We start from the raw sequence: 21,079 nt of genomic DNA on the forward strand, positions 1-21,079 counted from the left end.
CCCCCTGTGGGAGCGGCGGTGCGACGATTCGACTTGCCCGCGAAAGCGGTGGTTCAGTCACAATTTTTGGTGGCAGGTACACCGCCATCGCAGGCAAGCCAGGCTCCTACATACAGCAGGTTATTGCTGTAATTGAAGGGCCTCACGCTTGAAGAAACGCTTTTGCTCAAATGGAATATCTTCGCGGTCGCCATAGGGGGCGCTGTACCAGTTGCCGTAGGTCGGATTCGGTAGCAGGAACCAGCGCTGGCCGAACCAATCCGCGTAGGGTTCGACCGCCCGGCGTTGGGCGGCCAGGGTGTTGTGTTCGGCCTGGACGAAATCCCCCAGCGAATCACCAGCCATCAACAGCACCCGCGCCTGGCTGGCGACCCATTGGCGCCGGCAGTTCTTACCGTAGCCCGCCTGTTCACAGTGGCCGGTCGGGGTAGCGGCTGCCAGCACCTGCTCATTGCTTTCTACCGGGAAACCGCGCAAACGCAGGTTGTCGACGGTGGCCTGAACCTGGCTGTGCTCACGGTTGGTCAGGTAATACACCTTGATCCCGCGTTGCTTGGCCGCCTGCAAAAACGCCACGGCGCCGGGCAGGGCCTGGGCCTTGGCCTGGTCGACCCAGGTGTTCCAGCGGTCATAGGAGTAGACCTGGTTGTTGACGATGTCCCGGGCATTGAGTGGCACGTTGTCCAGGAGGGTTTCATCGATATCGACGATCACCGCCGGCGGCAGGCCGGCCAGGTTGCGCGGGGCAAAGGGCAGGGCGTCCCAGTCCTTGGTGGCCAGGGCCACGTCGAGCTGGCGGGTGGCGTCGGCGAACACCTGGCGATAGATCAACTCATGCTCGATGGACGTCTGGGTCCACAGCACTGCATCCAGTTGGTCGTTGGCGGGTGGGCGCTGTTGGCAGCCCATCAGTACCGAAGAAAGCAGGCATACGCCGGCAACATTCATCAGACGCATAAAAATAGTCGGCCTCGAAAAATGGCGATAGGGGAGCGACGATCGGGCCCCGCACAGTACCGCAATATTGCACGCCAGCCTGCATCGGGCATCTATTTTCACAAGGGTTAGATCGTTTATTTCCTTATCGAAGGTACATAGCTGTTTAGTGAATATCCATTGCGTCCATTTCCAGGCTGCTGCGTAGGCTGCGGATGCAATAACAAGTATCTGTCTGCTGCCGCGTCTATGAAGTCTGCCGCAAGTGACGAGTAGACGGTCTGGCAGCCATTTACGCTGCTCGGCTGGCGTCTTGCAGCGTGATGCGTCATCTCTAGAATCGGCCCCAGAATTTAGTCCTTTCCTGTCGATTACGGAGTTTCGAACATGATGAACGCCATGCAGATGCCAATGAACAACGCGATGCCGATGATGCCGATGATGGGCATGCCGATGATGATGGCCACCATGCAGTGCGAAATGACCGGTGATGCCATGATGTGCACGATGAAACCGGCAGCCGGCATGGACATGGCGATGTTCAAGAACAACGCCGAAATGATGGCGATGATGATGAACTGCGGCATGCCGATGATGATGCAGTGTGCCAATCTGTCGATGATGTGCATGTCGCAAGACACCATGGCCATGATGAACAACATGCCGGCGATGAACATGCCCATGGGTATGTCGATGCCGATGATGAAGTGCGTCATGGAATGCACCCTGCAAGCCGATGGCATGACCTGCAAGATGATGCCGATGCCCGGCATGAGCATGGCGATGATGGACAACTGCTGCATGCTGATGAAGAAAATGATGAATGACTGCGCTATGCCGATGATGATGAGCTGCAACGGCATGCCGATGATGTGCTGCACCTGCTGACAGGCTGTTCGCAGGCATGAAAAAGCCCCGCCTGATTGCTCAGGCGGGGCTTTTTGCGTTCAGTCCAGGCGTTCGGGGTGGATGATGACCAGGAACGCCAGCGCATCGCTGTCTGCCGGGTTGCGGTAGCGGTGGGGCTGGTCGGCATAGAACAGAATCGAGTCGCCGGTGGACAGCAAGTATCGCTCCTCGTTGACGCTGACTTCCAGCACGCCCTGAGCGACCACCAGGTTTGCCTGGATTCCTGGCCTGCGGCCTTCGCACACCTCTTCACCGCGCGCGCTCAGGCGTATCTCATAGAATTCCGACTGGCGTGACATGTCGTCGGGAAACAATGCACGGCTGACGAACGTACCATCGGCACTCACCAGACGCTTGCTCTGGTGGGCGGGCAGTAGTTCAACCCCTTCGAACGAGCGGTTTTCCAGGAACGCCGCCACCGACACTTTCAGGCCCTTGGCGATTTTGCACAGCACCTTGATCGACGGCACACTGCGCCCGGACTCGATTTGCGCGAGCATCGCCCGGCTTACTCCACAGGCGCGGGCCAGCGCATCCAGGGATAAGTAGCGTTTGCTGCGCAGACGCTGCAGGTTATGCGCGACGCACTGGCCGATGGCATCGTCGTCGCGGGTGGCGCAATCCTTGGGTTGAACGGTGGGAGGCAGCCGTTCGGGAATGGCCTGGAGAAAACTCATCGGCCTTACGCCCGGCGTGTATCGGTGGATGTGTTGCTGGTCTGCAAGGTGAACCCCGACAGCCCGGCACGCGCCGCGTACATTGCCCACATCAGCTCGGCCGCTGCACGTGCCTGGCGGCGCTTGCGGTGGAGGGTGAAATCAATGACGTTGGCGGATATCGACATGGGCAGTCTCGGCTGACGGTGGTGACTCGGTTGCTCCACATTACTGCGTGCGGCTTATTTCCTTAAATACTGAGTTTGCATTTATTAATTCTATTTTGGACTTAAAAACAGACGTGACCTGCCGTATCCCATGTTCTTCCAACGCTTGAACTTTTCCAGGATTCGGCCCCATGCGCCTGCCTCAACCTTTGCTGTTTCTCTCCCCTCGTTGGCTCGGTTTCGGCGTCGCCCTGACAATCAGTCACCTGGCCCAAGCCCAGGAGGCCCTGCAACTGGCGCCGCTGCAAGTCACCAGCACTGAGCTGAGCGAAGGCGAGGCGGCCCAGGCGCAACTCAAGCAGGTGCCCGGCGGGACCAACTACGTTGACATGGCCAGCGTCGAGCAGGGCCGGGTCAGCAGCAACGAAGATGTGCTCAAGTACCAGGCCGGCATCTACGCCAAGGCTGCGAACAACGAAGGGACGAAAATCTCCATTCGCGGGTCGGGCATCAACCGTGGTCCTGGCAGTCATGCGTCCGGCCTGTATGAAACCATCGACGGCCTGCCACTCACTGGCCCCGGCGGCACGCCTTACGAACTCAAGGATCCGTTATGGCTAAGCCGCGTCGAAGTACTGCGTGGCGCCAACGGGTTTGACCGGGGCGCGTTGGCCCTGGGCGGGGCGGTCAACTATGTGACCCGCACAGGCTACGATGCCCCCAAGTTGCGCGTGCGCTATGAGGCCGGCAGCCATGGTTATGCCCAGCGGGAAATCAGCTCCGGGCAAGTGCTGGGCGATGCCGACTATTACATCAGCCTGACCGATGCCGAGTACGACGGCTTCCAGCAACAGAGCGCCGGCAGTGGCAAGGGTGTGGCGGCCAACTTCGGCTACCGGTTCAACCCGGACCTGGAAACGCGCTTCTACTTGCGCTACCGCGAAACCGCCAACGACAGCCCCGGCAAACTCACGCGCCAGCAGATCGAACACAGCCCGCGCGCGGCCAACGCGGTCAACCTGGCGCGCGACTCCAAGCGCTTGCAACCGGGCTCTACGTGGATCGCCAACAAGACCACCCTGCAACTGGACGATAACGCGCGTATCGAGGCGGGCCTGGTGTACCACGATTACCCGATGGACCTGCGCGAGGGCACCAACCGGTTGAAGGTGGCGTACACCGATATCAGCGGTACCTTGAACTACATCCGCCAGGACACTTTGCTGGGGCGTGACAGCAAGACCACGGTCGGCCTGCGCACTACCCAGGGGATGCCCAATAACGGCGTGTCGGAATACGTGCGCGTGCCCGCCGGCGCCACGGCCACATTCGCTCCGGGTACCAAGACCCGTGACTACAGCTACCTGGGGTCGGACACGGTGTTGCACGTGAGCAACGACCTGGAACTGCTGCCCGACCTGTGGCTGACCACCGGGCTGGCGGCGATCTACACCCGCCGCGAAACCGAAGTCACTTATCCCGAGACCCATGCCCCCTTGAGCACCCACGACTGGGACTATGCGCCGCGCGTGGGCCTGCGCTATGACTTCAATCCGCAGTTGCAGGTGTATGGCAACCTGAGCCGGTCGGTGGAGCCGCCACATGCCTGGTCGATGATCTGGGGGTCCAATAAGTTCTTCCCTAAAGAGACTAATAATCCGGCATCAGGTTTGACCCGCGAAGGCGTGGAGCTGCAAAACCAGACCGCCACCACCCTGGAAGTGGGCGGGCGCGGCGAAGCCTGGTTTGGCCAATGGGACCTGGCGTTGTACCACTCGCTGGTGCGCCACGAACTGCTCAGTGTCGAGACCCAGGCGGCTACGCCTGACACGTCGCAGGTGGTCGCCGAATCCAACGCCAGCCCGACCATCCACCAAGGCGTGGAACTGAGCCTCACCAGCCCGCTGTGGGACGGTGGCAATGCTGGCCGCCTGGCCCTGCGCCAGGCCTACACCTACAGTAACTTCCACTACCGTGACGACCCACGGTTTGGCGACAACACGCTGCCCGGCATCCCCAAGCACTACTACCAGACGCAGTTGCGCTACAGCCATCCCAGCGGCTTTTTCAGCAGCCTCAATGGCGAGTACTCCTCGCGGGTGGCGGTGGACTACGCCAACTCCTACTACGCGAAAGCCTATGGTTTATTGGGCGCCACCATCGGCTATGACGCGCCCAAACAGGACTGGCAAGCTTGGATCGACCTGCGCAACCTGACCAACCAGCGCTACGCCAATACCGTGACCCCGGGGTACGACGACCACGGCAACGACATGGCGCGCTCGACGCCGGGCGACGGCATGGGCGTATATGCCGGGGTTTCCTGGAGCTTGCGTTAACCTGCCTCCCCATGAAGGGGGGCTGTCATGCCAGAGAGCTTGTCGTGGCGAGGGGGCTTCCCCCGATGGGCTGTGTAGCAGCCCCAATAAGGCACATCCCATTTTCCTGACACACCGATGAGGCAGGTTTGGGGCCGCTGCGCAGCCCATCGGGACAAGCCCCCAAGCCACAAAGGCCCCCTTGCCCTGCCATCGTTTTACTGTCATCGTTTGCGCGATTGGTAATCTTTCTTGTTTGAGAAATTTTTGCGCATGCATGACTTTCCTGTGGCCGAATGTGATATGGCCCGCCGCCAGCAGACACTCACCGCGCTTTACAGTGACCATCACTCCTGGTTACAGGGGTGGCTGCGCAAGAAACTCGGCTGCTCGCAGCATGCGGCGGACCTTGCTCAGGATGCATTTGTGCGGGTATTGCTGCTGGCCGAACCGCACAACATCCAGGAGCCCCGGGCATTTCTCGCGACCACAGCCGGGCGCTTGCTGATTGACGGCGCGCGGCGGCGCAAGATCGAGAAAGCCTATATGCAAGCCCTGGCCATCCAGTACGAAGATGCCGGCATGCCAGACCCGGCGACCATTCATGTGGCGCTGCAGGCCCTGGAGCGCATAGCGCTGATGCTCGCCGGCCTGCCGGACAAGGCCCGCGAGGCGTTCCTGCTCAGTCGCCTAGACGGGCTGACCTACAGTGAAATTGCCGCCCAGCTTCAGGTCTCGCCCAGCACGGTGAAAAACTATATCTCCAGCGCGCTGGTGCATTGCTACCAGACGCTGCATGGCGCGGACCCGCTTTGATGTCCTCTGAACAGATTGTCAGCGAAGCGGCGCAGTGGCTGGCGTTACTCAACGACGAGGACGTCAGCACGGCCGATCGCGAGGCATTCAAGGCTTGGTGCGCAGCCGACCCACGTCACCGGGTGGCTTTCGAGCGCATGGGGGCTTTGTGGGGCAGCCTCGATGAACTGCCTGCCGAACCGGCACGCCTGGCGCTGAATCAGGCCTTTATCCCACGCAAACCCGGGTACGCCGTGCGCGGCGGGCAGGTCCTGGGGTTGTTGGGTGTGCTGGTGGTCGGCTGGGCGGGCGTCGAGCAACTGCCCCTGTGGATGGCCGACCAACGCACCAGTGTCGGTGAGCGGCGCCAGCTCGCCCTGGCCGACGGCAGCCAGGTGCAACTCAACAGCAACTCGGCGCTGGACGTGAAGTTCGACGGCCGGCAACGCGTGATCGAATTGCTCAAGGGCGAGATGTGGGTGGAGGTGGCCAAGGATGCGCAACGGCCATTCGTGGTGCGCACCGACCAGGGCACGGCGACGGCACTGGGTACGCGTTTTCTGGTCCAGCGTGCAGTGGACGGCTCCACCGTGGTCACGGTGATCGAGTCAACGGTAGCCGCCAAAGGCAACGACAGCGCGGCGGTGAAAGTGACCGCAGGCCAGCGTGCGATCCTCAAGCAGGGCCGCGCGCAGCCGGCACAGCCGGTCGGCAGTGGCGACCCGGCTGCCTGGACCCGTGGCTTGCTCACGGTAGATGACCGGCCGTTGAGCGAAGTGCTGCAGACCCTGGCCAGCTATCGCCATGGAATGGTGCGTTTTGACGCCCAAGCGTTGCAAGGCATGCGCGTGTCGGGGGTATTCAAGCTCGATGACAGCGACGCGGCGCTGGCGACCCTGGCGGATAACCTGCCGATCAAGGTGGAATATTTCACCGACCTGATGGTGGTGGTCAAACCCCTCTGAACGGGCTGGAAACGCCCCTTCAAATAAAAATCTCTCTCATTCATACCCGATTTCCCGACATGGCCGTCATGGAATATAGAACTCCATTTTCCAGGACCTCTCATGTCACGCTTTGCTCGTCCGTTGCACCCACTGGCGCTGTCGGTGGCGATGGCTTTTGCCGCTTTACCCCTTGCCATACCCACGGCATGGGCTGATGAAAGCAGCCATTTTTCGATCCCTGCCGGTGAACTGAGCCAGGCCCTCAATGGCTTTGCCGAACAGGCCGGGCTGGTCCTGGCCTTTGATCCGGCCTTGACCCGCGGCAAGCGCAGCAGTGGTTTGAACGGGCAGTTGAGCAGCGACGCAGCACTGGCCCAGTTGCTGGCGGGCAGCGGTTTGCGTGCCCAGGCGCTGTCTGCCAAGCGCTACCGCATCGAGCTGATCCCCCAGGCGGAAGGCTCGATGGAGTTGCAGGCCACCACCATCAGCGGTGCTGCTCAAAGTGAAAGCCCCATCGGCCCGGTGTCTGGCTATGTCGCCACGCGCAGCCTGTCCGGCACCAAGACCGACACCGCGCTGATCGAGACGCCACAGTCGATCTCGGTGGTCACCAAGGACCAGATGCGTGCGCAGAATGCCGAAAGCCTCAACCAGATCCTGCGTTACAGCGCTGCGGTCGTCCCGGAAACCCGTGGTGCCACTGCCTCGCGCCTGGACCAGTTGACCATCCGTGGCTTCTCGCCAGTGACTTACCTGGACGGCCTGCGCGTGGCATCGAGCCGCGATGCCTCGCCGCAAAAAGATGCCTTCGACCTGGAACGCGTGGAGGTCCTGCGTGGCCCGGCCTCGGTGTTGTACGGCCAGGGCAGCCCCAGCGGCGTGATCAACCTGGTCACCAAGCGCCCGCTGGATACGCCGTTCCATGAAGTGGGCGTGGAGTACGGCACCTTCAACAAGAAACGCACCACCTTCGACCTCAGTGGCCCGCTGGACGACCAGGGGGTGTATTCCTACCGCGTCGCCGGGTTGTTCGATGATGCAGACGGGCAGGTCGAGCACACCGAGACCCGCCGTCAGTCGCTGTCGTCGGCCTTCACTTGGCGCCCGAACGAGGCCACGTCGCTGACCCTGCTGGGGCATTTCCAGAAGGATCCCAAGGGCGCGTCCTACGGGTCGATGCCGGCGTGGGGTTCGGTGTTGCATAGTCCGCTGGGGCGCAAGATCGATGTCGACTTCTATGACGGCGAGAAAAATTTCGAGAAGAGTGATCGCGAACATTACTCCATCGGCTATGCCTTCGAGCATCACCTCGATGACGTCTGGACCGTGCGCCAGAACGCCCGTTATATGCGTAGCGAAGGGATCTATCGCAGTATCTACAGCAGCAACCTGCAGGCCGATTACCGTACGTTGACCCGCTCGACCATCGCCACCGATGTCGACATGGACGCCTACAACCTGGATAACCAGTTGCAGGGCAAGTTCGACACCGGCCCGGTGCAGCACACGTTGTTGATGGGGCTGGATTACCAGAACACCAGCGTCGATACCAAGGCCGGTTACGGCAAGGGATCGGACCTGGACATCTTCGATCCGGTGTACGGTGCACCGGTGACCACCCCGGCATTTTCCAGCGACGCGACCCAGCGTAGCGAGCAGACCGGTGTGTACCTGCAGGAGCAGGCGAAGTGGGACAAATGGGTACTGTTGCTGGGCGGTCGCTATGACTGGGCCAGTTCGGATAACAGCTCGTTGAGCTTGACCGACGGCAAGAAAACCAAATCCTCCCTGGACAGCAAAGCCTTCACCGGTCGCCTGGGCGTGGTCTATCTCTTCGATAACGGCCTGGCGCCATACGCCAGCTACTCCGAATCCTTCTCACCGCAAACCGGTACCGGCTACGGCGGCTCGGTGTTCAAGCCCACTGAAGGCAAGCAGTACGAAATCGGCATCAAGTACCAACCGCCGGGCAGCAACAGCTTTATCACGGCTGCCATCTTCGACCTGCGCCAGAACAACGTGCCCACCATGGACCCGGATCCTACCCACCTGTGCGGCAATGGTCGCTGCCAGGTCCAGGACGGCGAAGTGCGCTCCCGTGGCTTTGAACTTGAAGGCAAGGCCAGCCTCAACGACAACCTGGATATCACGGCGGCCTATGCCTACCTCGATAACCGCATCAGCAAATCCAACAGCACCGTGCGCTATGCGCCGATCACCGACATTGGCGTAGGCCCGGCCGTGCCGACCCAGGGCACCACCACCTACGCGGTGCCACGGCACACGGCCTCGGTGTGGGCCGACTACACCCTGCATGACGGCAACCTCAAGGGCTTCGGCGTAGGCGCGGGTGCGCGTTATGTGGGCTCGTCATGGGGCGATACCGCCAATACCTTGAAGGTTCCCGGCTACACCTTGTTCGATGCGTCGGTGCACTACGACATCCCCCACATCAACACCCCGGGCGACAACCTGCGCCTGGCGGTAAACGCCACCAACCTGGCGGATAAAGAGTACGTTGCGTCCTGCTATTCGTACTCGTGGTGCTGGTACGGCTCGCAGCGTACGGTGCAGGCGAGTGCGACATATCAGTGGTAAGCGCGGGTAGTTGATGAGGTTTTTTCCTACAGCGGCCTTTTACCAAGGTCGTTGACTCTCTATTATCCGCCCCCAGCACCTCCGGCCATGGAGACGCTCCATCAACTAAGGAAGTCGTAATGCACATTGGAAAAATGCTGGGGTTGGCCCTGATGATGTTGGCAGTGAGTGGCTGCGCCAGCTTCACCAAGGACGAAGTCGCGCCAGTCACCCTGCCATCGAAGGCGAGCTTCGCCAACAAGCCGAACGTTTATGTCGACTTTGATTTTTATCAAGGCGAACCGACCAACGCTGCCGCTGCTGAAGTACCTCAGGCGCGGGATATGCTGCGCCCGCAACTGCAAAAAATCCTCACCGACTCCGGCCTGTTCGGCCGTGTGACCCTCGATGAGTTCCAGAAGCAGCCAGGCGACTACAGCCTGCGCCTGAAGGTCTACAACCATCCGCCAGGTGGCGGTCAGATGGTACTGGCCTTTATCAGCGGCTTCACCTTCACCATCATCCCGGCGCTGGGTACCGACCAGTACACCATGAGCCTGGAAGCCCTGGACCCACAGGGCCAGGCGCTGAGCAAAGGCAGCAACCATGATGCGATCAACACCTGGTTGGGTATCTGGTTTATCCCGATGATGGCCTACACGCCAAAAGAAGCGGTGACCGATACCTTCACCCGCCAGGTCAATGCGTTGCTCAAGCAGATGGTCGAGAGCAATAACCTGAAGTACTCGGCACTGGATGCCGGTGTGCCACGGGCCTGATCCGGGCTGTAAAAAAAGGGAGCCGGTTAACCGGCTCCCTTTTTTTTACCTGGTGTTTTTACTTGAGTGCCTGAATGAACAGCGGGTCGCTGTACAAGGCCTTGAGCAGGTCACGCACCAGCGGGTTGTAGGCATTCGCCGCATTCGGAATCGCAATGGGACCGAAGAATGAACTGGACCACACGCTAGTCACTTCCTTGGTGGCGTCGTACACCACCGTGTCGTCCTTGAGCACGGTAAAGCGTGCGGCCAGTATGCCGTGGCCGGAACCCATGCCCGCTGTCAGCTCGTTCTTCACCAGCAGTACGTCAAGGCGCCGGTGCGCGCTTTGATTCAGCAGGCCGGCCAGGGACAGTTCCTGGGTGATTGCCGCCTGCACGTGAGCGGGGATACTGCCGGCAGGCGAGCTGATCGGATTGGCCCGGACCATCAACGAACCCTGGCTCGAGGCGGCAGTGACCTTGGCCTGGCTGATGGGTTGCAACGCGGGTGTCTGCTTGAGGCGCTGGACGTTGTCGAAATTGGGCTCGTATTGCGTCATGGTCACGCCGCAACCTTGCAGCAGCAGTAATACCAATGGGGCCAACATAAGAAATTTCTTCACGGCATTTCCTTGCGTGAGGGGGATAGGGGCGCGCGATTATGGTCAGGCGCGGGTAGGGCGGCAACCATGGCGGGGAGGGGATTACGTCAAGAAGGCATTTTGCTGGCCCCCGTCTACCGCATGTTTCGCCAAAATCACTTTTATTTTCAGGTGGTTAGGTAGGATGCCAATGCGCAATGTAAAAATCACGCTGCTAGCCTTGGCCCTGGCCAGCGGGGCGGCGGCGGCCCAGGGCAAGGCGCTACGTGAAGGGGATCGCTACATGTGCAGTTGGGGCGCGGGCACGGCGGCCAGGGCCCAGGAGCTGAAGTTGGCTGGCGTTTCATTGTATGCAGCGCGGCAGAAGATCCAGCGGTACAAGTTCGACAAGTCCTGGATGCGCATGATGGCCATGGGCATCACCGAGCAGACCTATGACAGCCCCTCGCGTCTCAAGCCGGCGGCAGTCCGTTCGAGCTTTTATGAAGAGTGCGTGCGCTACAAGTTGGCGCGCAAATAGAAGGGCGCAAGACCTACCTTAGGCGCTGGCTTGCCAGCGAAAAGCGTCAACGATAACGCGGGGTGTCTGGCCCCCGTGGTGCTCTCAGGTGCTTCGCCGGCAAGCCGGCGCTTACAAAAACATCAGCGGTATGCATAGATGTTTATTAACCCGATAGTTATTAAGGTTTTACTCTCGCAAGTTTGGAAGTTGCACCAAAAAGTGGCACGACAAGTGCCGTGCTCCATAAAAAATGTGTGGTTATTGAATGACTTAGCGCTGTTTCAATCCGACGAAAGGCTATTAATAAACTTGTTACAAGTTGTCTCTGTGGTTATTATGGCCGGGCGTTCACCTCCCACGGTTTATGCATTTTTAAATCCCAAGTTTCCATCAGCTACTTGGGATTTTTTTTGCCCGCGATTTGGTCTCACACCATGGCTTCGAAAAACTCAGCACGCATCCGGCCATTGCGCTTGGCCTGATACAACTGTTTGTCCACTTCCTCGACAAAGGTCAAGGCCTCGCTGCCTGGCTTGACCGTGGTGGTGCCCACGCCCAGGCTCAAGCTCAACAGTGGCGACACGCTGGAATGAGCATGCTCGATCTGTTGTTGGCGGATCAGGTGCAGGCAGCGCTCGGCCACGCGCCTGGCCGACGCAGCATCGGTCTCGGGCAGTAACCAGACAAACTCTTCACCACCGATACGCGCAATGAAATCCCGTGGCCGGTTGGCGGCTTTTGACAAGGTGCGCGCGACCTGGCGCAGGCATTCGTCGCCCTTGATATGGCCGTAGTGGTCGTTGTACTGCTTGAAGTAGTCGATATCGAGGATGATCAGCGACAACGGCAACTGGCTGCGCAGGGCGCTGCTCCACTCTCGCTCCAGTACGGTGTCGAACATGCGCCGATTGGCAATGCCGGTCAGGCCATCCTGGAACGAATACTCTTCCAGTTGTTTTTGCAGGCGGATCAGGTGCTCCTCGGTCTGCTTGCGCTCGCTGATATCAAACATGAAGCCCACCAGCGCCTCCACCTCGCCCTCCTTGCGCACCACATGCACCACGTCGCGAATCCACACGTAGTTGCCGGTGCTGGTCAAGGCACGGTAATCGGCCTCGTGGTCGACGCCGGCCCGCGATTGCGACACGCAGAAATTGACCACGTATTCGCGGTCATCCGGATGCATGCGTTCGACCCAGTCGTCGACGCTGACCCAGCTCTGGGGCGTCCAGCCCAACAGCGTTTCGATCTGCGGGCCGATGTAGCTGAAGGTCATGGTCTGCCAGTCGATGCGCCAGGGAATGGCCTTGGTCGACTCCAGCAGGGTTTTGTACACGGCGCTGTCGGGTTCGCTCGGGATGTCGCGGCGCATGGAGATGCTCCAGATCGGCAAAAACCATGAGCATCTGGTGATCCTTGCCAAGAATCAAGCGCCGCTGGCAACCTCGGATGAGAGGTTGCGGCGTGGTTTTTCTGACGCCATTGCACCAGCGCGTTCGCGCAAAAATGTGGGGTAGCTAACACTTTCGTAGGATTGGCCACACGGGTTGCATAACCTGATCTAACCTGCAGGGATCACGTCCATCGCGTCATGTGCGAACAAGGGTGCCCAGGATGATTCCCATCGTTGAGTTGAGCCGCATCATGGCGTCCGGTTTCGTCCCGCTGTCCTGCGACTGTAGCGTCAACCCCGAGGGTTTCTTGACCATCCGCGTATTCGAGCCCGAGTCCGGTCGCGTCGACCTGCTGTTGACCGGCGTCTCGCCCCAGGGCCTGGATAGCATCCGTGCCATCTCCAACCTGATCGGCGAGCTGCGCACCGAGCTCAAGGCCGGGCGCCGTGGGTTTGCGGCATTCGGCTAGGCGTTAGAGCCTGCGTAGAAACGAGCGGACAATGCGCTTGGTGGCGTCGGTCGCATCCAACTGCTCCAGCGCACTGTAGGCATGCCATTGGCAGTCGATGATTTCATTGCAGGGCCGGGCCTGGTCGATGTTGACCACCGAGGCTTCAAACACGTGATGCAGCGTGTCACTGGCCTTCAACTCCTGCAGATACAACAAACCATCCACGTGCAGCCCGGTTTCCTCTTGCAGCTCACGCTCGGCCGCGCCGACCGGGCGTTCATCGCGCTCGACCTTGCCACCGGGCAATGCCCATTTCGACCTGGCCTTGCGCACGAACAGAATGTGCCCCTCGTGTTCGCAAATCACCGTTGCGCGTATTTTCATCGTCTGTGCCCCCGCAGCTGGATGACTGTCACAAAAGTGTAATGCAATTGTCATGCTGGGTCTTTATGGGGAGAGGCTGGAGACCGTGCAGGAAAACGCTGATACTGCCCAACTGAAAAAATACCGGTGAAGGAAAGTCAGATGAGCACCATCCGCTGGGGCATAATCGGTTGTGGCAGTGTTACTGAAGTCAAGAGTGGACCCGCCTTCTACAAAGCGCCAGGTTCGGCCCTGGTCGCCGTGATGGGGCGTCGTGAGGAAGCGGTGCGCGATTATGCGGCACGCCACGGGATTGCCCGGTTTTACACCGATGCCCAGGCGCTGATCGATGACCCTGAAGTAGATGCGGTGTACATCGCCACGCCACCGGCCAGCCACTTGGAATACAGCCTGCTGGTGGCGGCGGCGGGCAAGCATTGCTGCGTCGAGAAGCCGATGTCGCTGAATGCCGAGCAGAGCGCCTTGATGCAGCGCACTTTCGAGCGGGCCGGGCTGCATCTGTTTGTCTCCTATTACCGGCGCTCCCTGCCGCGCTTCCAGCAGGTGCGTACCTGGTTGCAGGAAGGGCGCATTGGGGAGTTGCGGCACCTGAGCTGGACCTTGTGCAAGCCGCCAGCGCCGACAGATACCCATGCCAGCAACTGGCGTACGGATCCGGCGATTGCCGGTGGTGGTTATTTTGCCGACCTGGCCAGCCACGGTTTCGATCTGTTCCAGTACCTGGCGGGGGATATCGTCGAGGTCACGGGTTATACCGCGCGCCAGGCCGGGCGCTATGTGGCGGAAGACGCCGTCACCGCCTGCTGGAGCTTCAGCTCGGGTGCGTTGGGCATGGGCTGCTGGAACTTTGTGGCTGACCGGCGCGAGGACCGGGTCGAGTTGATCGGCAGCACAGGGCGTATCACTTTTTCAGTGTTCGACGAGCAGCCGTTGCAGCTCGAAGCCGAGGTCAGCGAGACCCTGCATATTGCCCATCACCCCCATATCCAGTGGCACCACGTGCTGGGTATGAACGCGCATATCCGCGGCGAGAGTGTGCACCCGGCACTGGCGATCGAGGCCTTGAAGACCGACCGCATCATGGATCGGGTGTTGCAGCGCAAGCCGTGACCCACAGTTGTTGAGCTTTCGACAGTAGGGCGGCGCGTTACCTGACGGCGTTGCGGGGTAGTCGTTCATAACAATGGCCGCTTAGTTTATTTAAGGATTTGCTTGATGAGATGGAGAACCTCCTGGATCGCCCTGTGCCTGGTATTGACCGCCCTGGCTGATGCCGCCCCCCGTCATCAGGGGCAAGCCGGGGACTTTGATTTTTATGTGTTGTCACTGTCCTGGTCGCCGACTTTTTGCCTCACCCACCCGCAGGACCAGCAATGCACGGGCAAGGGCTACGGCTTTGTGTTGCATGGCCTGTGGCCACAATATGCGCGAGGCGGTTGGCCGGCATCTTGCCTGCCGCAGTCGCGGTTGTCGGCCGAGGACGTGGCCAAGGGCATGTCATTGTTTGTCACCGAGAAACTGCTCAAGCATGAGTGGGCCAAGCACGGCACATGCAGCGGCGTAGATGCATCCGAGTATCTGGACAAGACTGATACGGCATTGGGTGTGGTGCAGATTCCCCAGGCGTTCGAGCCTTTCAATGTGCCGGGCCCCCTTGCAGCCAGGGACATTGAAGCTTTGTTTCGCGAGAGCAACCCCAGCATGGGGCGCCACGGCATGGCCGTGATCTGCAAGGGCAAGGTGTTGTCGGAGGTGCGGGTCTGCTTGAGCAAGGAGCTGCGCTTTACCGGTTGCCCGCAGAGCATCAAGACGCAATGCCGCGCTGGCGAACTGCGGATTCCAGCCCAGCGATAGGTGGGTGGGCTTCTGACTAGCGGCTATTGTCAGAAAATTCCCACAGGAGTACAAAGGTACTCCATGACGACTCTCACTCCCCGCCGTTGCGCCATCCTGAACTTCATCCGCGAGCGTATCGCGCAGCAAGGTCAGCCCCCCAGCCTCGCCGAGATCGCCGAGGCCTTCGGTTTTGCCTCGCGCAGTGTGGCGCGCAAACACGTGCTGGCGTTGACCGAGGCCGGGTTTATCGAGGTCAACCCGAACCAGGCCCGGGGTATTCGCCTGCTCAATCAACCGGCCCGCCCCGAATGGCTGGATGTCCCGGTGCTGGGCCGCGTTGCAGCTGGCCTGCCCATCGGCGCCGACGCCGAAGTGCACGCACGGTTGATGCTCGACCCTGCGACCTTTGTCCGGGTTCCGGATTACCTGTTGCGGGTCCAGGGTGACTCGATGATCGAAGACGGCATTCTCGATGGCGACCTGGTGGGCGTGCGGCGCAGTGCCGAGGCGCTGAACGGGCAGATAGTGGTGGCGCGCCTGGATGGCGAAGTCACCATCAAGCGTTTCGAGCGGGCGGGCGACAGTGTGCGTCTGTTGCCGCGCAACCCTGCTTATCAACCTATCGTGGTCCGTCCCGACCAGGACCTGGCCATCGAGGGTGTGTTCTGTGGCCTGGTGAGGCCAGGCTGATGGGCGCCGTGGTTGCACTGGACTCGCTGTTCAATGGCGGGCGGGTCTGGAAGGGGCGGCCGGCCGCGCCGCCGGCCAGTGTGCATCCCACGGGGCTGGCGGCCCTGGATGCGGTGTTGCCCAGCGGTGGCTGGCCAGAATCGGCCTTGAGCGAAATCCTCGTGGCCCAGCAGGGCGTGGGTGAGTTGCAACTGGTCTGGCCGACCCTGGCGCGGCTGTCGGCGGCCGGCGAGCGCATTGTGCTGGTGGCACCGCCGTATACCCCATACCCCCACGCCTGGCAGAACGCCGGGGTGGACCTGCGCCAGCTCTCGGTGATCCAGGCCGATGACCGCGATGCCTTGTGGGCGGCCGAGCAATGCCTGCGTTCGGGCAGTTGCGGCGCGGTGCTGTGCTGGCCGCGCAAGGCCGATGACCGGGCCTTGCGCCGCTTGCAGGTGGCTGCCGAGACCGGCCAGACCCTGGCGTTTGCCTGGCGGGCCATGGGCGAGGCGATCAACCCGTCACCGGCGGCCCTGCGCCTGGCCGTCGAGCCGCATCAGGTGCGGGTACTCAAGTGCCGGGGTGGCCTGGCCCATCCCGCGCCCATTGCCCTGGCCAGCGGGCACTGAGGTTGATATGCGCTGGGTGTGTATTGTCTTCCCGCAATTGGCGTTGGACGGGGTCTTGCGTCAGCGCCCCGAGCCCGAGCAACCCTTGGCGTTGTTGGCCGGCCCGCCACAACGCCGGGTGCTGCAAACCGTCAATGCCGCCGCGCGTGCCTTGGGCCTGCGCCCCGGCCAATCCCTGACCGCGGCCCATGCCCTGACCAAGGCCTTTGCCTGCGTCGAATACGACCCGGTGGAGATCGACCGCTGCCAGCAACTGCTCGCGGCCTGGGCCTATGGTTTCAGCTCCCAGGTCAGCGTGTTCTATCCGCGGGCCTTGCTGTTTGAAATCGAGTCGAGCCTTGGCCTGTTCGGGCCGTGGCCGCTGCTGGAAGCACGCTTGCGCGAGGAACTGACCGACCTGGGCTTTCGCCACCGTATCGTTGCCGCCCCCAACCCGGCCGCCGCGCGCGTATTGGCCAATGCCTACGACAGCCTGGCCGTGGCCGATGCCGAGGGCCTCCAGCAAGCCCTTGGGCCGATGCCCATCGATCGCGTCGGCATCGACCCGCAAGCCGCCACGGCCTTGTCGCGCATGGGCCTGCGGACCCTGGCCCAAGTGCAGGCGTTGCCCCGGCATACCTTGGCCCGGCGGTTTGACGCAGGGTTGCTCAAGCACCTGGATGCCTTGACCGGGCAACGGCCGCTGGCCCTGGATTTTTATCAGCCGCCGGATCGTTTTGACCTGCGCATCGAATTGAATTTCGATGTGCAGTCCCACCAGGCCCTGTTGTTTCCCTTACGGCGCCTGACCGGCGACCTGGCGGCGTTCCTCTGTGGCCGCGACAGTGGCGTGCAGCGTTTTGCCCTGCACCTGGAGCATGCCGAGGCGCCGGACAGCGTGATCACGGTGGGCCTGCTGAGTGCCGAGCGCGAACCTTCGATGCTGTTTGAACTGGCCCGTGGCCGCCTGGAGCAGGTGCTAGTGGCCGCGCCCGTACATGCCCTGCGCCTGCTGGCCGAGGACCTGCCGGTGTTTGTGCCCCAGCGCCAGGACCTGTTCGACGAGCGCCCGCAGCAAACCCTGCCCTGGGCACAATTGCGCGAGCGTCTGCGGGCGCGTCTGGGGGATGAGGCGGTGCAGGGCTTGCGCTTTCATGCTGACCATCGCCCCGAGTGTGCCTGGCTACCGGGCAGCGACAGCCGCGTCTGCCCACCCTTGAGCCCGGTGCAACGCCCTGGCTGGTTGCTCAATGAGCCGACCTTGCTGGCCGAGCAGGGTGTCCAGATCCTGCTGGGCCCGGAGCGCATCGAGTCCGGTTGGTGGGATGGCGCGGATATCCGCCGCGACTACTACCTGGTGCGTACCCGCGCCGGGCAGCAAGGCTGGGCTTATCGCACCGTGGGTGACAGCGCCGGGTTGTGGCTGCAGGGTTGGTTTGCATGATGCAGGGCTACGCCGAGCTGCATTGCCTGTCCAACTTCAGCTTCCAGCGCGGTGCGTCCAGTGCCCGCGAGTTGTTCGAGCGCGCCAAGCAGCAGGGTTATCACGCCCTGGCAATCACCGACGAATGCACCCTGGCCGGTATCGTGCGGGCCTGGCAGGCGGCCAAGGAGGTCGGGCTGGAGTTGATCGTCGGCAGTGAGGTACGCCTGGAGAACGGCCCGAAACTGGTGTTGCTGGTGGAGAACCTACAGGGCTACCAGCACCTGTGCCGGCTGATCACCCAGGCCCGGCGCCGTGCCGAAAAAGGCCAGTACCGCCTGTTGCGCGAAGACTTCGCCGACCCGGTGCCGGGGTTGCTGGTGCTGTGGCTGGCCGAGGAGGGTGATACACCTGCCGATGGCCAGTGGTTGTGCGACACCTTCAATCAACAGCTATGGCTGGCGATAGAACTGCATTGCGCCCAGGACGATGCCCGCCGCCTGGCACAGCGTCTGCAACTGGCCGCCAGCCTGGGCCTGCCAACCGTGGCCTGTGGCGATGTGCATATGCATGTGCGGAGCCGGCGCGCCTTGCAGGACACCATGACCGCCATCCGGCACCATCTGCCGGTGGCGCAAGCCGGCGAGCGCCTGCACCCCAATGGCGAGCGGCACTTGCGCAGCCTGGAGGCGATCGGTGCGCTGTATCCGGCGTGCTTGCTCGAGGCGTCACTGCAGATCGCCCGCCGTTGCACCTTCGACCTGGGCCAGTTGCGCTATCAATACCCCAGGGAGTTGGTGCCGCAAGGGCAGAGCGCCAAGTCCTGGCTGCGCGCCTTGACCGAAGAGGGCATCAGCCAGCGCTGGCCCGAGGGGGCGTCAGCCAAGACCCTGGAGCAGATCGATAATGAACTGGAGTTGATCAGCGACCTGGGCTACGAAAGCTATTTCCTTACCGTGCACGACATCGTGCGCTACGCCCGCAGCCGTTCGATCCTCTGCCAGGGCCGTGGCTCGGCGGCCAACTCGGCAGTGTGCTTTGCCCTGGGCATCACCGAAATCGATCCCAGCCGGATGAACATGTTGTTCGAGCGCTTCCTGTCCCGGGAACGCAACGAACCGCCGGACATTGATGTGGACTTCGAGCACGAACGCCGCGAAGAGGTGCTGCAATACGTGTTCCAGCGCTATGGCCGGCGCCGCGCGGCCTTGACCGCAGTGGTCAGCAGCTACCACGGTGCCGGCGCGGTGCGTGATGTGGCCAAGGCCCTGGGCCTGCCACCGGATCAGGTCAATGCCCTGGCCGATTGCTGCGGGCGCTGGAGCGATGAAGCGCCGCCCCTTGAGCGCTTGCGCGAGGGTGGTTTTGACCCGGACAGCCCGGTCTTGCGACGGGTCCTGGGCTTGACCCAGCAACTGATCGGCTTCCCGCGCCACCTGTCCCAGCACCCCGGTGGCTTCGTGATTTGCGAGCAACCGCTGGACACGTTGGTGCCGGTGGAAAACGCCGCCATGGCCGAACGCACCATCATCCAATGGGACAAGGATGACCTGGACGCCGTGGGCCTGCTCAAGGTCGATATCCTGGCCCTCGGCATGCTCAGCGCGATCCGCCGTTGCTTCGACCTGCTGCGCCGCCATCGTCACCGCGACCTGACACTGGCGACGGTGCCCTCGGAAGATCCGGCAACCTACGCGATGATCAGCCGCGCCGACACCATCGGCGTATTCCAGATCGAGTCACGGGCGCAGATGTCCATGTTGCCCCGGCTCAAGCCCAAGACGTTCTATGACCTGGTGATCGAGGTGGCCATCGTGCGCCCCGGGCCGATCCAGGGCGGCATGGTGCATCCGTATCTGCGCCGACGGAACAAGGAAGAGCCCGAGACCTATCCGTCGCCCAAGCTGGAAGCGGTACTCAAGCGCACGTTGGGTATCCCGCTGTTCCAGGAGCAAGTGATGCAGATCGCCATTGTCGCGGCGGACTACACCCCCGGCGAAGCTGACCAGTTGCGCCGCTCGATGGCGGCCTGGAAGCGCCATGGCGGGTTGGAGCCCCATCGCCAGCGGCTGCGCGCCGGCATGCTCAACAACGGCTACAGCGAGGCCTTTGCCGCCCAGGTGTTCGAGCAGATCAAGGGCTTTGGCAGCTATGGTTTTCCCGAGTCCCACGCGGCCAGTTTCGCCTTGCTGACCTACGCCAGTTGCTGGCTCAAATGCCATGAGCCGGCGGCGTTCGCTTGCGCCCTGATCAACAGTTGGCCCATGGGGTTCTACAGCCCGGACCAGGTCCTGCAGGATGCGCGCCGCCATCACCTGCAGATTCGCCCGGTGGACGTGACCGCCAGTGATTGGGATTGCAGCCTGGAACCCATCGACGGCCAGCAACCGGCGATTCGCATGGGCTTGCGCATGATCAGCGGCTTTCGCGAAGACGAGGGCCGGCGTATCGAAAAAGCCCGTCAGGGCGCAGGGTTTCGCGATATCGCCGACCTGGGCGAGCGCGCCCGACTGGACAGCCGGGCCCAGGAACTGCTGGCGGATGCCGGGGCCTTGCGCCAGTTGACCGGGCACCGGCATCAAGCGCGCTGGGACGTGGCCGGGGTGGAGAAGCAACTGGGATTATTTGCCGGGGCATCGAGCCCGCAGGAAGAGGCGGTGCAACTGCCGGCACCCAGCGTCGGCGAAGACCTGTACGCCGACTATGCCAGCGTGGGCACCACCCTGGGGCCCCATCCCTTGGCGCTGTTGCGTGATCAATTGCACGCGCGGCGCTGCCGCAGCTCACAGGAGCTGCAGGCGGTGGAGCATGGGCGCAATGTCAGCGTTGCCGGCCTGGTCACCGGGCGCCAGCGCCCGGGCACTGCCAGCGGCGTGACCTTCGTGACCCTGGAAGACGAGTTTGGCAACATCAACGTGGTGGTCTGGCGCGACCTGGCCGAGCGTCAGCGCCAGGTGCTGGTGAACTCACGGCTGCTCAAGGTGGATGGTCGCTGGGAAGCGGTGGGCGAAGTCCGCCATTTGATCGCTGGCCGCCTGAGCGACCTGACGCCACTGTTGGCGGGGATCAGCGTGCGTAGCCGGGATTTCCGCTGAGGGGTACAACGCTCTTCTTTCAAAAAACACCCTTTGTGGCGGAGGGA

General features: G+C 62.0%; 21 protein-coding genes. 14 read left to right on the forward strand and 7 right to left on the reverse strand.

Going from position 1 to position 21,079, the window contains the following annotated elements; genetic code table 11:
* Positions 1 to 120: 120 nt before the first annotated feature.
* The 4 genes from BHC62_RS21515 to BHC62_RS28635 form a co-directional block, all read right to left on the reverse strand.
* Positions 121 to 957, reverse strand: coding sequence for a 5'-nucleotidase, lipoprotein e(P4) family (locus tag BHC62_RS21515; RefSeq protein ID WP_070996085.1), 837 nt, complete (start codon positions 955 to 957; stop codon positions 121 to 123).
* 350 nt (positions 958 to 1,307) lie between these two features.
* Positions 1,308 to 1,817: a hypothetical protein gene (locus tag BHC62_RS29385; RefSeq protein ID WP_029293667.1), complete on the reverse strand. Its 510-nt coding sequence runs from the start codon at positions 1,815 to 1,817 to the stop codon at positions 1,308 to 1,310.
* Between the two features lie 66 nt (positions 1,818 to 1,883).
* Positions 1,884 to 2,522 (reverse strand): helix-turn-helix domain-containing protein, encoded by a 639-nt coding sequence (locus BHC62_RS21525; protein ID WP_029293668.1) that lies wholly within the window; start codon positions 2,520 to 2,522, stop codon positions 1,884 to 1,886.
* A 5-nt stretch (positions 2,523 to 2,527) separates the two neighbouring features.
* Positions 2,528 to 2,689, reverse strand: a complete 162-nt coding sequence (locus tag BHC62_RS28635) for a hypothetical protein (protein ID WP_166647865.1) — start codon at positions 2,687 to 2,689, stop codon at positions 2,528 to 2,530.
* Positions 2,690 to 2,859: 170 nt separating this feature from the next.
* Here BHC62_RS28635 and BHC62_RS21530 point away from each other — a divergent pair, with 170 nt between their 5' ends.
* The 5 genes from BHC62_RS21530 (at position 2,860) to BHC62_RS21550 (ending at position 10,084) form a co-directional block, all read left to right on the forward strand.
* Positions 2,860 to 5,007 (forward strand): TonB-dependent receptor domain-containing protein, encoded by a 2,148-nt coding sequence (locus BHC62_RS21530; protein ID WP_070996086.1) that lies wholly within the window; start codon positions 2,860 to 2,862, stop codon positions 5,005 to 5,007.
* Positions 5,008 to 5,259: 252 nt separating this feature from the next.
* On the forward strand, positions 5,260 to 5,802 hold the full coding sequence (locus tag BHC62_RS21535; protein ID WP_070996087.1) for a sigma-70 family RNA polymerase sigma factor: 543 nt from the start codon (positions 5,260 to 5,262) through the stop codon (positions 5,800 to 5,802).
* On the forward strand, positions 5,802 to 6,746 hold the full coding sequence (locus BHC62_RS21540; RefSeq protein WP_029293671.1) for a FecR family protein: 945 nt from the start codon (positions 5,802 to 5,804) through the stop codon (positions 6,744 to 6,746). Before BHC62_RS21535 ends, BHC62_RS21540 begins: the two co-directional genes overlap by 1 nt.
* Before the next feature lie 102 nt (positions 6,747 to 6,848).
* Positions 6,849 to 9,326: a TonB-dependent siderophore receptor gene (locus BHC62_RS21545; RefSeq protein ID WP_070996088.1), complete on the forward strand. Its 2,478-nt coding sequence runs from the start codon at positions 6,849 to 6,851 to the stop codon at positions 9,324 to 9,326.
* Between the two features lie 119 nt (positions 9,327 to 9,445).
* Positions 9,446 to 10,084, forward strand: coding sequence for a hypothetical protein (locus BHC62_RS21550; RefSeq protein ID WP_029293673.1), 639 nt, complete (start codon positions 9,446 to 9,448; stop codon positions 10,082 to 10,084).
* Between the two features lie 58 nt (positions 10,085 to 10,142).
* Here BHC62_RS21550 and BHC62_RS21555 read toward each other — a convergent pair whose 3' ends face one another.
* Positions 10,143 to 10,688 (reverse strand): hypothetical protein, encoded by a 546-nt coding sequence (locus BHC62_RS21555; RefSeq protein WP_070996089.1) that lies wholly within the window; start codon positions 10,686 to 10,688, stop codon positions 10,143 to 10,145.
* A 169-nt stretch (positions 10,689 to 10,857) separates the two neighbouring features.
* Here BHC62_RS21555 and BHC62_RS21560 point away from each other — a divergent pair, with 169 nt between their 5' ends.
* Complete coding sequence (locus BHC62_RS21560; protein WP_070996090.1) at positions 10,858 to 11,187, forward strand: hypothetical protein; 330 nt, start codon at positions 10,858 to 10,860, stop codon at positions 11,185 to 11,187.
* 409 nt (positions 11,188 to 11,596) lie between these two features.
* On the opposite strand, the gene BHC62_RS21565 is transcribed toward BHC62_RS21560, so the two are convergent.
* Entirely contained in the window at positions 11,597 to 12,541 is a 945-nt protein-coding gene (locus tag BHC62_RS21565) for a sensor domain-containing diguanylate cyclase (protein WP_070996091.1), read from the reverse strand.
* Here BHC62_RS21565 and BHC62_RS28640 point away from each other — a divergent pair.
* Together BHC62_RS28640 and BHC62_RS21570 are read left to right on the forward strand one after the other, a co-directional pair.
* Positions 12,540 to 12,686, forward strand: coding sequence for a hypothetical protein (locus tag BHC62_RS28640; RefSeq protein WP_176770983.1), 147 nt, complete (start codon positions 12,540 to 12,542; stop codon positions 12,684 to 12,686). The genes BHC62_RS21565 and BHC62_RS28640 overlap by 2 nt on opposite strands.
* Before the next feature lie 97 nt (positions 12,687 to 12,783).
* Positions 12,784 to 13,032, forward strand: coding sequence for a DUF1652 domain-containing protein (locus BHC62_RS21570; protein WP_029293677.1), 249 nt, complete (start codon positions 12,784 to 12,786; stop codon positions 13,030 to 13,032).
* A gap of 3 nt (positions 13,033 to 13,035) precedes the next feature.
* Here the strand turns inward: BHC62_RS21570 and BHC62_RS21575 are convergent, their stop codons facing one another.
* Complete coding sequence (locus BHC62_RS21575) at positions 13,036 to 13,398, reverse strand: NUDIX hydrolase (RefSeq protein ID WP_029293678.1); 363 nt, start codon at positions 13,396 to 13,398, stop codon at positions 13,036 to 13,038.
* A gap of 141 nt (positions 13,399 to 13,539) precedes the next feature.
* On the opposite strand from BHC62_RS21575, the gene BHC62_RS21580 reads away from it, so the two are divergent.
* The 6 genes from BHC62_RS21580 to BHC62_RS21605 all read left to right on the forward strand — a co-directional run bounded on the left by BHC62_RS21580 (position 13,540) and on the right by BHC62_RS21605 (position 21,032).
* Positions 13,540 to 14,508: a Gfo/Idh/MocA family protein gene (locus BHC62_RS21580; protein WP_070996092.1), complete on the forward strand. Its 969-nt coding sequence runs from the start codon at positions 13,540 to 13,542 to the stop codon at positions 14,506 to 14,508.
* A 105-nt stretch (positions 14,509 to 14,613) separates the two neighbouring features.
* Complete coding sequence (locus BHC62_RS21585; protein ID WP_070996093.1) at positions 14,614 to 15,252, forward strand: ribonuclease T2; 639 nt, start codon at positions 14,614 to 14,616, stop codon at positions 15,250 to 15,252.
* 63 nt (positions 15,253 to 15,315) lie between these two features.
* A complete protein-coding gene (lexA, locus tag BHC62_RS21590; RefSeq protein WP_070996094.1) occupies positions 15,316 to 15,924 on the forward strand; it encodes a transcriptional repressor LexA in 609 nt (202 codons plus the stop codon).
* Entirely contained in the window at positions 15,924 to 16,535 is a 612-nt protein-coding gene (imuA, locus tag BHC62_RS21595) for a translesion DNA synthesis-associated protein ImuA (protein WP_070996095.1), read from the forward strand. The genes lexA and imuA overlap by 1 nt, the downstream gene beginning before the upstream one ends.
* Positions 16,536 to 16,542: 7 nt before the next feature.
* Entirely contained in the window at positions 16,543 to 17,958 is a 1,416-nt protein-coding gene (locus BHC62_RS21600; protein WP_070996096.1) for a DNA polymerase Y family protein, read from the forward strand.
* Positions 17,934 to 21,032 carry an error-prone DNA polymerase gene (locus tag BHC62_RS21605; protein WP_218124029.1) on the forward strand — a complete coding sequence of 1,033 codons (3,099 nt, stop codon included), beginning with the start codon at positions 17,934 to 17,936 and terminating at the stop codon, positions 21,030 to 21,032. Before BHC62_RS21600 ends, BHC62_RS21605 begins: the two co-directional genes overlap by 25 nt.
* Positions 21,033 to 21,079 lie beyond the last annotated feature (47 nt).

The organism is Pseudomonas sp. 06C 126 (assembly GCF_001855215.1).
GTDB lineage: Bacteria > Pseudomonadota > Gammaproteobacteria > Pseudomonadales > Pseudomonadaceae > Aquipseudomonas > Aquipseudomonas proteolytica.